Raw genomic sequence first — 13,714 nt, forward strand, 5'->3', positions numbered from 1 at the left:
CAATTGTGGGAACGTATCGAATAAAGAAGGTCCGATAGAAGGATTATTGGATAAATCCTGTGATGCGCATAGCCAGGCGATCGCTGCAATAAAAGCAAACATGAAAATCCCTTTGCTATCGAAAAAGCTACGTCTATTGCCACTAAAGACTCCAGAACATGCGACGTATGACAGCCAGATCAACCATGTCCCGCTAATCGTGCTGCAAGCAACGACAAATTTTCTTTGATCTGGCTCCGGCATCCGTCCGGCAAATCCAAGTTGCCATTGCATGGATTCGCCCCAAGGCCAGACTTTTAAAAAATATGCGCTGCTGTCATATAGGCTTGAAATATATTTATCACCAGTGAAGCAAATTGCTATGCATACCACAAAAGATACAAATAGAGATGCCGCCGCCGTGATCATTATCATGCGCAAATAGTACACAAATATGTACCTCTGCTTATTTTCGTATTGGCTTGGCTGCGGCATCCCCGGCAATCGCAGAAAGCCGAATTCTCGTTCATAATCCTCTATGCCGATATTGTTATTGCCACCTGAAAGCATTTGCTTTCTTGTGGGGGCCTCGCCGCAAGATTTTGCATTAATATCGGTCATAATATTAATGGCCCCTCGCTGTCTCAAGCGGGAACGGCAGGCCGGATGTCTCCGGCGACGAGGTGGGTAATCACCTTGAGATGACTCATCTTGTCGCGCCCACCTCATCGCCCAAGGGATAGAAGCCCGTCGGCTGGCCGCCGATGTTGAAGGGCAGGCCGGCGGCGGCGTTGGGCGCCGACACCAGGCCCTTGTCGGCCATGCGCAGCGCCAGATAATAGCGCACCGCCTCGATTGGACTCAGGCCAATCGCCTGCAGCGAGATCAACTCGCGCATGCGCTCGTCGCGCGGCATGATCAGCACCTTGAGGTCGTTCAGCATGATGCCGTAGACCTTCAGGAAATCGGTGAGGTGCAGCTTCACCGCCTCGCGCACGTCGCTGATGCGCTCGTTGATGTTCTCCATCTTGGTGACCTGGATGATCTGGTTGATCGCCTGCTCGATCGCCGGTCCGGCATAGTCGGCGATTTCCTTGGTGTCGATCACGGCGCCGGCGAAGGGCATGTGGGTGATGAGATCGAGCGCCTCTTCCTTGCTGTCGATGTGGATGTAGTAGTCGACGACGTAAGCCATCTCCGCCATCTCGGCTGAGGTGGCGACGCCCTCATTGCGCGCCAGCAGCTTGGAGCGATTGATGTAGATGACCTCGTAGACCCAGGGCGAGGAGCCGCCGAAGAACCCTTGCACGACCGATCCGACCAGCGGCTTGTCCGGCGTCTGCAGCGCATATTGGCCGGTCTCGTAGACGTTCAGCACCGCGCCGCGCGACTTCAGGATGCAGAAGTGGTTGCTTTCCACCGTCAGCAGCGAGCCCGACACGATGCTCTCGTCGACGATCTTCATCGCCACGGTCCTGGTGCCGAGCGCGTCCGTGCCGTCGCGCTGCAGCGACGTGATGACCTGTCTGGTGATTGCCATAATGAATTCCCCTCCTGATGTACCGGCACGCCCAGCGCGTGCCTGATGCCTGTTGACTTGCGGCTGAGCAGAGCTGGATGGCTCCGGCTCAGCGATTTTTCTGCCGTGCTTTCGCCGGCCCTGAATGAAGCGGCGAACAGAGGCCCTTGCCGCCGAATGCTTGCTGCAGCCGGGCGGTGCGGTCGGTGTGCTGGCGGTAGCCGCCATCGCCGTCGAGCAGGTATTTTGTCCGCCGCTTTTCAAGCGCCGGCGGTCGGGCGGACGAGATGGTCCGCACGATCGGCTCAATGGTTTCGGCGCGATCGATTCCGATCCTGGAGTCTTGGACGGCGCGGCTGACGACCTGCTCGATCAAGTCCTTGCTGTTCTGGCCGAGGAAGTTCGAGACCAGCCCGGCGACATCAACGGCGATGTCCTGACCGTCATCGGTGAAGGCGGCCAGCGGTGAAGCGGGGCGGCCCGCTTCTGGCTGAACGGCTTTTTCCGGGCGCGAGCTCTTGCCCAGCTGCCGCCAGAGAATGAAGCCGAAGATGAGTGCAAAGACAAAGAACGACATTCGACCAGCCCCCTCAGTGGTCCGCGTTGATTGCAGGATTGAAGATGATGGACGCCGCCCGTTCAGCACGCCTTTTGGCGCCGCACGCTCTCGTCCTCAGGTCCGAATGACCCGCCTACCGCTTGTCAGCGGATCCGTGGCGGTGCCTGTCGACCCCCATTCCCTCCCAGTTAAAACGCGTCACATTTCCTCCCCGAACGGGGCTGTCCGGGAACCTTGGATGGGCAAAAGCTGCGTCGTTGATAGGGGAAGTCTTGAGGGCCAGCCATACACAATATCGCGAGCTAATATGGTCCCGGCCATTGCGCGTCTTCGTGGCGGTGGYGCCGCATCAAGCAGCAAGACGCGTTCTCTCCGGGTCGGGGCAGGGGCTATGACATACGCCAGCGCCAGCCCCCTCTCCGTCCGCTTCGCGGCCACCTCTCCCCCATTTCATGGGGGCGAGGAACGCTAACCGCCGAGGTGGCGGCCTAAAAAAGCTTGGGTTCCTCGCCCCCGCGAGAGCGGGGGAGAGGTGGCTCGGCGAAGCCGAGACGGAGAGGGGCTAGCGCCAGCATATGCGATTGGCCGGGGCGCGATCCCTCCGGGGCGGTCGGGTAGCCTTGCTTAAAACCGCGTTGTTGGGCTCAATGGCCGGACACGCTGCGGGGAGAGCATCGAGATGAGCGAAGACAGTCCACGGCCGCTGGCGGAGATCGCCAGCTATCACGCCCACATCTACTTCGACGGGCAGGCCGAGCGGCAGCATGCCGAATGGCTGCGGCTTCGCATCGGCGAGCGCTTCCGGGTGCGCCTGGGCAATTGGCACGACCGGCAAGTCGGCCCGCATGACCAGCCCATGTATCAGGTCTCCTTCGCCAACGAGATTTTCGGCGCGCTGGTTCCGTGGCTGATGCTGAACCATGGCGGCTTGAGCATCCTCATCCACCCGAACACGACCAACCCCAAGCGCGACCATCTGGTCGACCCGGTCTGGATCGGCCGGCCGCTTGATGTGCATGGCGATAAGCTTCCGGACGATCACGAGGCGGAAGAGGCGCTGGAGGTCAACACCGAGCCGTCGCTGCCAGCGTAGGGTTGCTGGCGCCTTTAGTGCACCACCGCCCGTAACCGCTCCCTTAGCTCCCGCGGCGCCACGTCATACCGGGCCTTGAAGGCGCGGGAGAAATGCGCGCTTGAGTTAAACCCGCAGGCAAAGGCGATTTCGGAGATCGAGGCCGAGGCGCGGGCAGGTGACAAAAGTTCTTCCTTGCYGCGCTCCAGACGGCGGTCCCAGACGAAGCGTTCGAGCGTTGCGCCTTCGCCTTCGAAGGCGCGGTGGAGGTAGCGGCGAGAGCAGCCCATGTGGCGGGCTATGTCCTCGGCCGACAGGCCGCTGCGGGCGAGGTTGGCGTCGATATAGGCAACGATGCGCTCGCGCAGCGCTTCGAGAGGCGAGCGGCGGAATTCGGGCGCCATCGGCTTGGCCTGGATCAGGCCGTTGACGAGTTGGACCAGGCTGTCGCCGACGCGCCGGCTGCCGGCCTCGTCGAGCTTGTGCGCCTCGCCGATCGCCATCTGCATCAGGCCGGAGACAATGTGGGTCAGGCTGTCGCCGTTGCCGGGCAGCGGCAGGGGCGCGGAGAGCCGGGCGAGCGTGTCGTCGCCGAAGGTCGAGCGCGGCACCTGCAGGATGAGCTGGTCGACATCACTGAGGTTCTGCAGGGAGTAGCTGCGCACCGGGTCATAGATAACAGCCGATTGCGGGCCGAGGTCGACCGCGACCTGCTGCTGTTCGAAGCGGCTACGGCCGGAGAGCTGCATCAGGATTTTGATCGCGTCGGGATCGAAGCTGCGCCAGAACAGCCGGTCGTTGACCACCAGATGCGAATTGGCCTTGATCTCGGACAGCCGGCAGGCGCCGAGATTGACCGACACAAGTTGCGGGATCGACGGCACCGTGCCGCGCGGGAAGCGCTGCGTGATCGGGCCGAACAGAAGGCGCGATGTCGACAGGAAAGCCTCGCCGTCGGCGACGCTGACATGATGGGCGTGCATGCGTTTCCTCCTCAAACAGCCTTCCCGTCTTTTGCGGGATTGTGGCGCGGGCTTATGCCCTGATGCAACGATCAACAACTTAACATGATAATTATCTCTGCCGCAACGGTAGGGATGCACCCGGTCGGACAGGGCAGTGCGGATAGGCTGGAATGTCGTGCCGGCGGATAGGGCTCGATCAGCCAGCGCGTTTCCAGCAGGCGATGAAATGGCCTGCTTCAACCTCCGTGGCCACAGGTTCGGCCTTGAGGCAGCCAGCGTCAGCCAAGGGGCAACGGCCGGCAAAGGCGCAACCGCTGGGGCCGGCTTCGATGGCGGCTTGGGCTTCGGCCATGGTCGCGGCCTGCCCATCGTTGGAGGACGCAGCCAGCAGCATCTGCGTATAGGGATGGTTGGGGCCGGCAAAGATCTGGTCGGAGGAACCGGTCTCGACCAGGCGGCCGCGATAGAGCACGCCGATGCGGTCGGCCATGTAGCGCACGACCCTCAGATCATGGCTGATGAAGAGATAGGCGGTGTCCTTGCTCTTCTGCAGATCGTTGAGCAGGTTGAGCACCGTTGCCTGCACCGAGACGTCGAGCGCCGAGGTCGGCTCGTCCAGCACGACCAGTCTGGGCAGGCCGGCGAAGGCGCGCGCGATGGCGGTGCGTTGGCGCTGGCCACCGGAGAGTGTGCCGGGTTTTTGTTCGGCCGTTGTGCGGGCGAGCCGGACCGAGGCCAGGAGGTCGCCGACGCGCTGCGGCACCGCGCGACGGGGCAGGCCGGCCAGGCGGCGTAGCGGGCGACCAAGGATGCGGCTGATGCGCTGGCGCGGGTTGAGCGTGCGGTCGGGCGACTGGAACACCATCTGCACGTCCCGCCGCTCGCTTGGCTGGCGCCGCTCGACCAGCGGTGCCACGGTCTTGCCGAACAGCTCGACGCTGCCCGCCGTCGGCGGCTGCAGTCCGGTGACGATGCGGGCCAGCGTCGACTTGCCGGAACCGGACTCGCCGATCAGGCCAAAAGTCTCGCCGCTGGCGATGTCGAGGTCGATGCCGTGCAGCACCGGCTGGCCGCCAAAGGATTGTTTGATACCCCGGCAAGAGACGGCGATTTCGCGCTGCGGCGCGGGCAGGGCGCTGTTGTCCTCGCTCTCGCCTTCAGGCACGTCCGAAGCGAGGTCGATGGGGCTCGCATCCTCGGCCAGCCTGCCGTCGCGCTTGGTGCGGTTGAGCGTCGGAATGGCGGCGACCAACGCCCTTGTGTAGGCGTGGCGCGGATTGTCGAAGACGTCGCCTGCGGCACCGGTTTCGACAATCGAGCCCGCCTGCATCACCGAGACCCGGTCGCAGGAGCGGCGGATCAGGTTGATGTCGTGGCTGATCAAAAGGATGCTGGTGCGGTGCTCACGACGCAGATCGTCGAGGATGGCGATGATCTCGGACTGGACGCTGGCGTCGAGCGCCGTGGTCGGCTCATCCATCACCAGGAGCGATGGGTCGAGCGCGATGGCAATAGCGATGTTGGCGCGTTGCTGCATGCCGCCCGACAGCTCGTGCGGATAGAGTTGCAGCACCCGCTCGGGGTTGGCGACGCGGACGCGGCCGAGCAGCTGGGCCGCGCGCCCGATCGCATCGTCATGATGCATCGGGCGATGGCGCAGGATCGTCTCGGTGATCTGGCCACCAATGGTCATGCTCGGGTTCAGCGCCGAACCCGGATGCTGATAGACGGCGGCGATGCGGTCGCCGCGCAGCCGGCGGAGTTCGTTGGTCGAGAGGTCGCGGATCTCGCGATTTTCGAACGCCAGCTGCGAGGCTTCGACGCGGGCATGCTTGGGCAGATAGCGCAGCACAGCCAGCGCCACTGAGCTTTTGCCCGAACCGGATTCGCCAACCAACCCGAGCGCTTCGCCCTGGCCGATGCGGAGCGATATGTCATCGACCGCGCGGTGGATGTGCCTGGCTCCGCGATAGGAAACGGAGAGGTGCTCGACGTTTAGAACCGAAGACATGGATGACCGGAAACCACTTTCTGCGCGCGCGGCGATCAGGGGCAATCGCTTCCGCTTTCGTATGGAACAATCTCTATAAAATTACTCGAATTAAGCTTCAGCGCAATCTAACTTTCGCTGACTGGAAGATTTTTGGAGCACGGCCATACGCCGTCGCGCCGCCGATTTTCCGCAGCGAAGGGAAGGGACCGGCATGTCGCACATGATCCTCAGCGCGTTCTTCTTCAACCCGCAGGGCGACCATCGCATGTCGTGGCGCCATCCGCGCGCACCGGGACGCGAAGTGCTCGATTTCGACTATTATCGCGAGCTGGTGCAGGCTGCCGAGCGGGCCAGGATCGACACCATCTTCGTTGCCGACCACGTGTCGATCTGGGATTCGGTCAAGAGCGGCGTCGCGCATTACGCCAATGCCCGGCTCGAACCGCTGACGCTGCTGTCGGCGCTGGCCAGCGTGACCAAGCATATCGGCCTGATCACCACGGCGTCGAGCTCCTACAGCGAGCCCTACAATGTCGCGCGCATGTTCGCCTCGCTCGACCATATCAGCAAGGGCAGGGCGTCCTGGAACGTCGTCACCTCGGCGATGGACGAGGAAGCGCGCAATTTCGGCCGCGACGGCAATATCGAACATGCCTTCCGCTATGAGCGCGCCGGCGAATTCCTCGATATCGTCAAGGCGCTGTGGGACAGCTGGGARGAYGARKCGCTCCTCATCGACAAAGAGACGGGCTACTTCGCCGACCCCGACAAGGTCCATCCGATCGACCACAAGGGCAAGCATTTCAAGGTGCGCGGGCCGCTCAACGTCTCGCGGCCGCCGCAGGGCCATCCGCTGATCGTCCAGGCCGGCTCGTCCGAGGACGGCAAGAATTTCGCCACCGCCCAGGCCGATGCGCATTTCGCCATCTACAGCACCAGGGAAGACGGCATCAAATATCGCCAGGATATCAATGAGCGGCTGGCCCGCCATGGCAGGCGGCCGGAGAGCTTCAAGATCCTGCCCGGCATCCTGCCGATCGTGGCGGCTTCCGAAGCCGAAGGCCGCGACAAGCAGGAGTATCTGCAGAGCCTGCTTCCCGACCAGGTCGGCATCGACCTTCTGTCGAGCTGGAGTGGCCTCGACCTCTCGGCCTATCCGCCTGATGGCCCGCTGCCGCCGCTGCCGGACGAGAGCACCTTCAATGGCGGGCGCACCTCGCTCAACCGCGTCAAGCAATGGTCGAAGCAGAATCTCAGCCTGCGCGATATCGCCCGCAAGCTCGCCAACAGCGGCTCGGTGCCGACGGTGGCCGGCACGCCGAAGCAGATCGCCGACCAGCTCGAAGACTGGTTCGTCGCGGGTGCGGCTGACGGCTTCAACCTGATGTTCCCGCTGCTGCCCGAAGACTGGGTGAATTTCGCCGAGCAGGTGGTGCCGGAACTGCAGCGGCGCGGCCTGGTCCCGATCGAATATGCGCCAGGCACGTTGCGCGACCGTTTTGGCCTTGCCCGCCCCGCCAACCGCTTCGCCGAGCAGCGCGCCAATGCGCGCGCCGTGTCCTGAGGAGGCAATCATGACCGCCGCGCCAAACCTTCAGCCCCGCGAGGCCACTGCCCCGCGCCTCGTCAATGTCCTGCACAGCCCGAAGCGCATCCGCGTCAAGTTTGGCGGCCGCACCATCGCCGACAGCCGCAATGTGCTGGTGCTGCGCTCCAACCATTTCCTGCCGATCTATTTCTTCCCGCCTTCCGCGGTCGATCCGTCGGTGCTGAAACCCTCCCTGCATCGCGAGCCGCATGCGGTCGGCGGCGAGACCGCCTATTGGGACATCGACAGTGGCGACAAGCGCGCCGCCAATGCGGCGTGGTCGTTCACAGCACCGCCGGATGAAAGCCTGGCGCCGCTCGCCGGCCGTATCGCCTTCACCTGGAAGGCTGTCGACCAGTGGTTCGAGGAGGAAGAAGAGGTCTTCGTCCACGCCCGCGATCCCTATGCGCGCATCGATGTGCTGCAAAGCTCCAGCCATGTGCAGGTCTGGTTCGACGGCGAGATAATCGCCGACAGCCACCGCCCAGTGCTGTTGTTCGAAACCCATCTGCCGACGCGTTTCTACCTGCCTCCGGAAGATGTCCGGCTGGAGCGGCTGAAGGCGTCGAATTCGACGACGCGATGTCCCTACAAGGGCATCGCGTCCTACTGGTCAGGTTTGCTGAAGGACGGTTCGATCCGTCCCGACATCGCGTGGAGCTACCGCGACCCGATCGACGAAATGCCGAAAATCAAAGGGCTGATCGCCTTCTATCCGCAAGCGGTCGACCGCATCCATCTCGACGGCCAGCCGGCCTGACGGCGGCTCTCCCACCCACTCATGCCCATCCTCCCATTCAAGCCCGTCTTCCAATTCAAGAAAGAGAAAAAATGACCAAACGTTCCGACATCGATTTGCTGCGCAACCAGTCGACCCGCGGCAACAATGGCGACATCTGGAATGTCGCCGTGGATGAATATGCGCAGGGCTTCCTCAAGCGCCGCGACCTCTTGAAATACGCGGCACTTCTCGGCCTCACCGGCTTTGCCGCCTCGCAGGGGCTGTTCACATCGGGCGCACGCGCGGCGACCACCGGTGGCACGGTCCGCGTCGGTCTCGGCCAGCCGACCAAGGCGATCGATCCCGTCACCATCACCGATCCGGCCAGCATCGGTGTTCTCAGCCAGGTCGGCGAGTACCTGATCCTCGATGATCCCAAGGACGGGCTGCAGCCGAAGCTAGCCGTGTCGTGGGAAGCCGACGAGACGGCCAAGCGCTGGACCTTCAAGCTGCGGCCCGGCGTCAAGTTCCATGACGGCCGCAGCGTGACTGCCAAGGACGTGGTGGCGAGCTTCGAGCGGCTGGTCGATCCGGCCAGCGGTTCATCGGCTCTGTCGGCCTACAAGGGCATCCTCTCCAAGGGCGGCGCCAAGGTCGTCGACGACGAGACAGTCGCCTTCGATCTCGACCAGTCGAACGGCAATTTCCCGTTCTACGTTTCCTCCGACGTCTACAATGCCGTCATCCTGCCGGCCGACTATGCCGGCGATTTCGAGAAGAACTTCAACGGCACCGGCCCGTTCAAGCTGGAGTCGTTCCGTCCCAAGCAAGGCGCCAGCTTCGTGCGCAACCCGGATTATTGGGGCGACAAGGCGCTGCCCGACCGCGTCGAGATCAAGTTCTTCGACGACGAGCAGGCGCAGGTGCTGGCGCTGCAGGCCGGCCAGCTCGACGTCATCCCCAGCACCACACGGCTGGAACTGGCGATCGAAGGCAATCCCAACTTCAAGCTGCTCAGCGTGCAGGCCAGCTCGCATGATCCGGCGCATCTGCGAACCGACCAGGCGCCGTTCACCGACAAGCGTATCCGCCGCGCGCTGGCGCTGACCATCGACCGCGAGGCCGTGGTCAAGGGCCTGCTGAAGGGCCGCGCCATCGTCGGCAACGACACGCCGTTCGCGCCGATCTTCCCCTCGGCCGATCCGGCGGTGCCGCAGCGCAAGCAGGACATCGCTGAAGCCAAGCGCCTGCTTGGCGAAGCCGGCGTGCCCAACGGCTTCGAGGTGACGCTGACCACTGAGCGCGCCTACGACATTCCAGACTATGCCGTGATCATCCAGAACTTCGCCAAGAAGGCCGGCATCGACATCAAGCTCAACGTGCTGCCGCAGGATGCCTATTACGGCTCGGCGACGTTCGGCAGTTCGCCATGGCTGGACTCCAATCTCGGCATCACCGATTTCGGCCATCGCGGAACGCCCGACATCTTCCTCAACGCGACGCTGAAGAGCTCGGGCGCCTGGAATGCCGCGCATTTCAACAACCCGGCCTATGACGCGCTGCTGCTCGAGTACGGCAAGGCGCGCGACCTGCAGGCGCAGCGGCTCGCCGCCGGCAAGATCCAGACGCTGCTGCTCGACGAGACGCCGCTGATCATCAGCTACTTCTCGCAGTACAGCCGCATCGTGTCCGCGAAGGTCGAGGGCGTGCGCTTCACCGCCATCTCGCACCTGCTGCTCGACAAGGTGTCGTTCGTTTGAGCGGTACCGCCTCGATGGCGATAGTGCGGCCGCTGGCGGCACGCGCCGGCTCGCTGCTGCTGACGCTGTGGCTGGTCAGCGCGCTGGTCTTCCTCGCCGGGCAGGTGCTGCCCGGCGATGTCGGCCGCGTCATGCTCGGCCCGTTCGCCGATGCGCAGGCGGTCGCCGAACTCAACCGCAAGCTCGGCACCGACCAGCCCATCCCTCAGCAATATTGGCACTGGTTCAGCCGGGCGATCACGGGGGATTTCGGCGACTCGTTGTCGATGCGCGCGCCGGTGGCGCCGTTCGTCCTGTCGAGCATCAAGAATTCCGCCGCACTGGCCGGCGTCGTGCTGCTGTTCCTGGTGCCGATCGGTATCGGCGCCGGCGTCGTCGCAGGCTTGCGCTCGGGCAGCCTTGCCGACAGGCTGATCGTGCTGACCGGCGTCTCGCTCTCGATCGTGCCGGACTTCGTCTCCGGCCTGCTGTTGCTGATGGTCTTCGGCCTGTGGCTGGCCTGGTTTCCGATCACCGGTGCGGCGCCCGATGGAGCCGGTTTCTGGACGAGCAGCTACTACCTCATCCTGCCGGCGCTGCCGCTGGTGCTGAACCTCATCGGCTATGTCGCGCGCATGACCAGGGCAGGGGTGATCGAGGCGCGCGGCGCGGACTATACGCGCACCGCGATCCTGAAAGGGCTCAGCCCCTCGCAAGTGCTGTTCAAGCATGTGCTGCGCAACGCGCTGGTGCCGACGGTGGCTGTCATCGCCACCCAAAGCGGTTTCCTGCTCGGCGGGCTGGTGGTGATCGAGGCGCTGTTCGGCATACAGGGTCTCGGCAATCTGGTGCTGAGCGCTGCCAAGGCACGCGACTTTCCGATGCTTGAGGCCGGTGTGCTGGTGATGGCGACGATTTTCGTGTCGACGGCGGCGATCGGCGATCTCCTGCAGGCGCTGCTCGATCCGCGCCAGCGCCGGCGGAACGCGCCATGACCGATCTTGCCCAATCTCCGATGCGTAGCGACATCAGGCTCTCCTGGATCGGCAGATTGCGCGGCTTCCTGCCCGATTTGGCGCCGTCGACCGTGATCGGCTCGGTGGTGCTTTTGTTCTGGGTCGCCTGCGCGGTGTTCGGCTCGCAATTCGTGCCGTTCGATCCCTATGCCGAGGATTTCCTGTCGATGATGACGGCGCCTGACGCAGTGCACTGGTTCGGCACCGATCAGCTCGGGCGTGACGTGCTTTCGCGCATCGTCGTCGGCTCGCGCGACATTCTTTTGGTGGCGCCGCTGGCGACGCTGGCCGGTGTCACCGCCGGCAGCGTCATCGGCCTGGTGCTCGGCACCTTCGGCGGCCTGGTCGATGCCATCGGCGCGCGGTTGCTCGATGCCGTCATGTCACTGCCCTTCATCGTGCTGGTGACGATGGCGCTGGTGGCGATCGGCCCCTCCAACCTCACCGTCATCCTGGTGATCGGCCTTGCCTATGCGCCGCTGGTGGCGCGCACCGTGCGCACCGCCGCGCGCGAACAGCGCGAGCGCGACTATGTCAGCGCCGCCCGGCTCGCCGGCGAAAGCCGGCTGGCGATCATGTTCCTGGAAATCCTGCCCAATGTCCGGGAAACCATCCTGATCGAGCTCATCACTCGGCTCGGCTATGCCTTCTTCTCGATCGCGACGCTGAGCTTCCTCGGCCTCGGCATCCAGCCGCCATCGGCCGACTGGGGACTGGCGATCGCCGACGGCTATGGGTTCCTGACCGGCGGCAAATGGTGGGTGGTGGTGTTCAATTCGGCGGCGATCATCTCGCTGGTGATGGCCACCAACCTGATCGCGCAAGGCATCGGGGCGTTTGAAAACGGCGACAAGTAGGTCGTAGCCGACCCTCGCGCATGCCCCGAATTATCGCCGCTACAGTCGAAGCACCAGTTGGCAGAAGCCGGCCTTCGAAACCATTCGTAAACCATCCCAACACGGTAAATATTTTATAGCGAACCGATCAGGTTGCAGTGGGTTGTGCACGGGTCTGCAACAAAGAGGCCTAACGCTATCATGCACCGTTTATCCGTCTTGACCGCCCTGCTGATCTCTTTCGTGATCGCCTACGGTACATGTGTCTGGGCATTCTCTGCCCACTCGGTCGACTTGTTCCAAGCTCAGGCGTCGCCGTTGGAAATCCGCGCCTCTGAATAGCTTCAGATGACGGAAAAAGGGTTCCGGGGCGCTTAGGGACATCTCTTGCACAACCTTGAGCGCGCAGCGGCCCTTCGCGTCGCGAACACCAATCATCCTGGAATCACTTTAGCCGAGCAGGCCCTCGATGGTCGCCGCAACGGCTTCCGGAGCATAGGGCTTGGGCAGGAAGACGCCGCCGCTCGGCATGGCGTCCGCCGCCGGCTGGCGCTTGCCCGAGGTGATGATGATCTTGACCGGCGGCCAGCGGTCGCGCACGGCGGCCGACAGGCGCAGGCCGTCCATCGAACCCGGCATGTCGATGTCGGTGAACAGGATGGCGATGTCCTGGCGGGCCTCCAGCAGGCGGATCGCCTGGTCGGCATTGCTGGCCTCCAGCACATCGTATCCCGCCTCGCGCAGCTCGTCGGCGATGGCGAACAGCAGAAAGGCTTCGTCTTCGACGACAAGGACGGTGGCGAGGGGCTGAGTGGTCATGGCACGCTCTATGTGGTCAGTAAGGTGCTGTCGGCAACTGGGGTGCCGGCGCGTTCAATACGCATTCGACGCCGTCGGGGTGGTAGTCGATCTGCACCGAGCCGCCGAAATCGGTGCCAAAAACGCGCTCGATCAGGAAGCGGCCGAAGCCGCGCCGGCTGGGCGGCGTCACCGGCGGGCCGCCGCTTTCGCGCCAGCGCCAGAGCAGCCGCTTTTCGCCTGATGCCTCGGCCGATGGCTGCAGCGACCATTCGATCGAAACCTTGCCTTCCGGTGTCGACAGCGCGCCATATTTCAGCGCGTTGGTGGCCAGCTCGTTGACGGCAAGCGCCAGCGTCAGCGCCATCTTGGGATTGATCGGCAGCGCCGGGCCGGAAATCGAAATCTGTTCGAGCGGGAAGGTGGCGATGGTGTTGTCGACCACCTCGCGGATCGAGGCGCTGGTCCAGCGGGTCTTGTTCAGGATGTCATGCGCGTTGGCGAGCGCACGCAGACGCTCGTTGAAGGTGGCGCTCGCGGTGGCGATGTCGGTGTTGCGCAGCGTTTGCGAAGCGATGGCCGCGACCATCGCAAGGATGTTCTTGATGCGGTGTTCGAGTTCGTGGGTGAGCAGTTCCTGCCGCGCCTGCGCTTCGCGCCGGTCGGTGACATCCTGCATGACGCCGAACATCTTGATCGGCTTGCCGGTCTCGTCGTGGACGAAATCGATGTGGCGCGACAGCCAGCGCAACTCGCCGGTGTCGGGCCGCCGGATGCGGTATTCCACGGCAGGCACGGCGGTGCCGTTCTCACGCGTTTCCGGGTTGGAGCGAATGTCCTTGTCGTCGGGAATGACGATGTTTTCCAGCACGCTGATGTGCACGCTGTCGCGCGGCGACAGTCCCCAGAGACCCCAAAAACCGTCGGAG

The 13,714-nt window shown here is 63.6% G+C and carries 13 protein-coding genes; 6 read left to right on the top strand and 7 right to left on the bottom strand.

Features of this window, described 5'->3' with window-relative positions:
• The 3 genes from AC1DX0_RS20100 to AC1DX0_RS20110 form a co-directional block, all read right to left on the bottom strand.
• Positions 1-600 (bottom strand): hypothetical protein (locus AC1DX0_RS20100; protein WP_477356585.1); only part of this gene is annotated, 600 nt, incomplete at its 3' end.
• Positions 601-685: 85 nt separating this feature from the next.
• On the bottom strand, positions 686-1,519 hold the full coding sequence (locus tag AC1DX0_RS20105) for an SPFH domain-containing protein (RefSeq protein ID WP_477222835.1): 834 nt from the start codon (positions 1,517-1,519) through the stop codon (positions 686-688).
• 88 nt (positions 1,520-1,607) lie between these two features.
• A complete protein-coding gene (locus tag AC1DX0_RS20110; protein WP_477222834.1) occupies positions 1,608-2,075 on the bottom strand; it encodes a hypothetical protein in 468 nt (155 codons plus the stop codon).
• A gap of 661 nt (positions 2,076-2,736) precedes the next feature.
• Here AC1DX0_RS20110 and AC1DX0_RS20115 point away from each other — a divergent pair.
• Positions 2,737-3,150, top strand: a complete 414-nt coding sequence (locus AC1DX0_RS20115; protein WP_477222833.1) for a DOPA 4,5-dioxygenase family protein — start codon at positions 2,737-2,739, stop codon at positions 3,148-3,150.
• Positions 3,151-3,164: 14 nt separating this feature from the next.
• Here the strand turns inward: AC1DX0_RS20115 and AC1DX0_RS20120 are convergent, their stop codons facing one another.
• Both AC1DX0_RS20120 and AC1DX0_RS20125 read right to left on the bottom strand, forming a co-directional pair.
• Positions 3,165-4,112, bottom strand: a complete 948-nt coding sequence (locus tag AC1DX0_RS20120; RefSeq protein ID WP_477356587.1) for a helix-turn-helix domain-containing protein — start codon at positions 4,110-4,112, stop codon at positions 3,165-3,167.
• A 178-nt stretch (positions 4,113-4,290) separates the two neighbouring features.
• On the bottom strand, positions 4,291-6,105 hold the full coding sequence (locus tag AC1DX0_RS20125) for a dipeptide ABC transporter ATP-binding protein (RefSeq protein WP_477222831.1): 1,815 nt from the start codon (positions 6,103-6,105) through the stop codon (positions 4,291-4,293).
• Between the two features lie 193 nt (positions 6,106-6,298).
• Between AC1DX0_RS20125 and AC1DX0_RS20130 the strand changes: the two genes are divergently transcribed.
• The 5 genes from AC1DX0_RS20130 (at position 6,299) to AC1DX0_RS20150 (ending at position 12,008) form a co-directional block, all read left to right on the top strand.
• Complete coding sequence (locus AC1DX0_RS20130; protein WP_477356589.1) at positions 6,299-7,651, top strand: LLM class flavin-dependent oxidoreductase; 1,353 nt, start codon at positions 6,299-6,301, stop codon at positions 7,649-7,651.
• A 10-nt stretch (positions 7,652-7,661) separates the two neighbouring features.
• Positions 7,662-8,435: a DUF427 domain-containing protein gene (locus AC1DX0_RS20135; RefSeq protein ID WP_477222829.1), complete on the top strand. Its 774-nt coding sequence runs from the start codon at positions 7,662-7,664 to the stop codon at positions 8,433-8,435.
• 71 nt (positions 8,436-8,506) lie between these two features.
• A complete protein-coding gene (locus AC1DX0_RS20140; RefSeq protein WP_477222828.1) occupies positions 8,507-10,156 on the top strand; it encodes an ABC transporter substrate-binding protein in 1,650 nt (549 codons plus the stop codon).
• A 20-nt stretch (positions 10,157-10,176) separates the two neighbouring features.
• A complete protein-coding gene (locus tag AC1DX0_RS20145) occupies positions 10,177-11,130 on the top strand; it encodes an ABC transporter permease (RefSeq protein WP_477222950.1) in 954 nt (317 codons plus the stop codon).
• Positions 11,127-12,008, top strand: a complete 882-nt coding sequence (locus AC1DX0_RS20150; protein ID WP_477222827.1) for an ABC transporter permease — start codon at positions 11,127-11,129, stop codon at positions 12,006-12,008. Before AC1DX0_RS20145 ends, AC1DX0_RS20150 begins: the two co-directional genes overlap by 4 nt.
• A gap of 429 nt (positions 12,009-12,437) precedes the next feature.
• Here AC1DX0_RS20150 and AC1DX0_RS20155 read toward each other — a convergent pair whose 3' ends face one another.
• Positions 12,438-12,806 carry a response regulator gene (locus AC1DX0_RS20155; RefSeq protein ID WP_477222826.1) on the bottom strand — a complete coding sequence of 123 codons (369 nt, stop codon included), beginning with the start codon at positions 12,804-12,806 and terminating at the stop codon, positions 12,438-12,440.
• Between the two features lie 16 nt (positions 12,807-12,822).
• Positions 12,823-13,714: sensor histidine kinase (locus tag AC1DX0_RS20160; RefSeq protein WP_477356591.1), on the bottom strand; the 892-nt coding region annotated here is incomplete at its 5' end.

Source organism: Mesorhizobium sp. P3_A9, assembly GCF_056402975.1.

Coding starts and splice junctions, on each gene's coding strand:
- AC1DX0_RS20105 (WP_477222835.1), bottom strand. CDS start 1,519: ATGGCAATCACCAGACAGGTCATCACGTCGCTGCAGCGCGACGGCACG.
- AC1DX0_RS20110 (WP_477222834.1), bottom strand. CDS start 2,075: ATGTCGTTCTTTGTCTTTGCACTCATCTTCGGCTTCATTCTCTGGCGG.
- AC1DX0_RS20115 (WP_477222833.1), top strand. CDS start 2,737: ATGAGCGAAGACAGTCCACGGCCGCTGGCGGAGATCGCCAGCTATCAC.
- AC1DX0_RS20125 (WP_477222831.1), bottom strand. CDS start 6,105: ATGTCTTCGGTTCTAAACGTCGAGCACCTCTCCGTTTCCTATCGCGGA.
- AC1DX0_RS20135 (WP_477222829.1), top strand. CDS start 7,662: ATGACCGCCGCGCCAAACCTTCAGCCCCGCGAGGCCACTGCCCCGCGC.
- AC1DX0_RS20140 (WP_477222828.1), top strand. CDS start 8,507: ATGACCAAACGTTCCGACATCGATTTGCTGCGCAACCAGTCGACCCGC.
- AC1DX0_RS20150 (WP_477222827.1), top strand. CDS start 11,127: ATGACCGATCTTGCCCAATCTCCGATGCGTAGCGACATCAGGCTCTCC.
- AC1DX0_RS20155 (WP_477222826.1), bottom strand. CDS start 12,806: ATGACCACTCAGCCCCTCGCCACCGTCCTTGTCGTCGAAGACGAAGCC.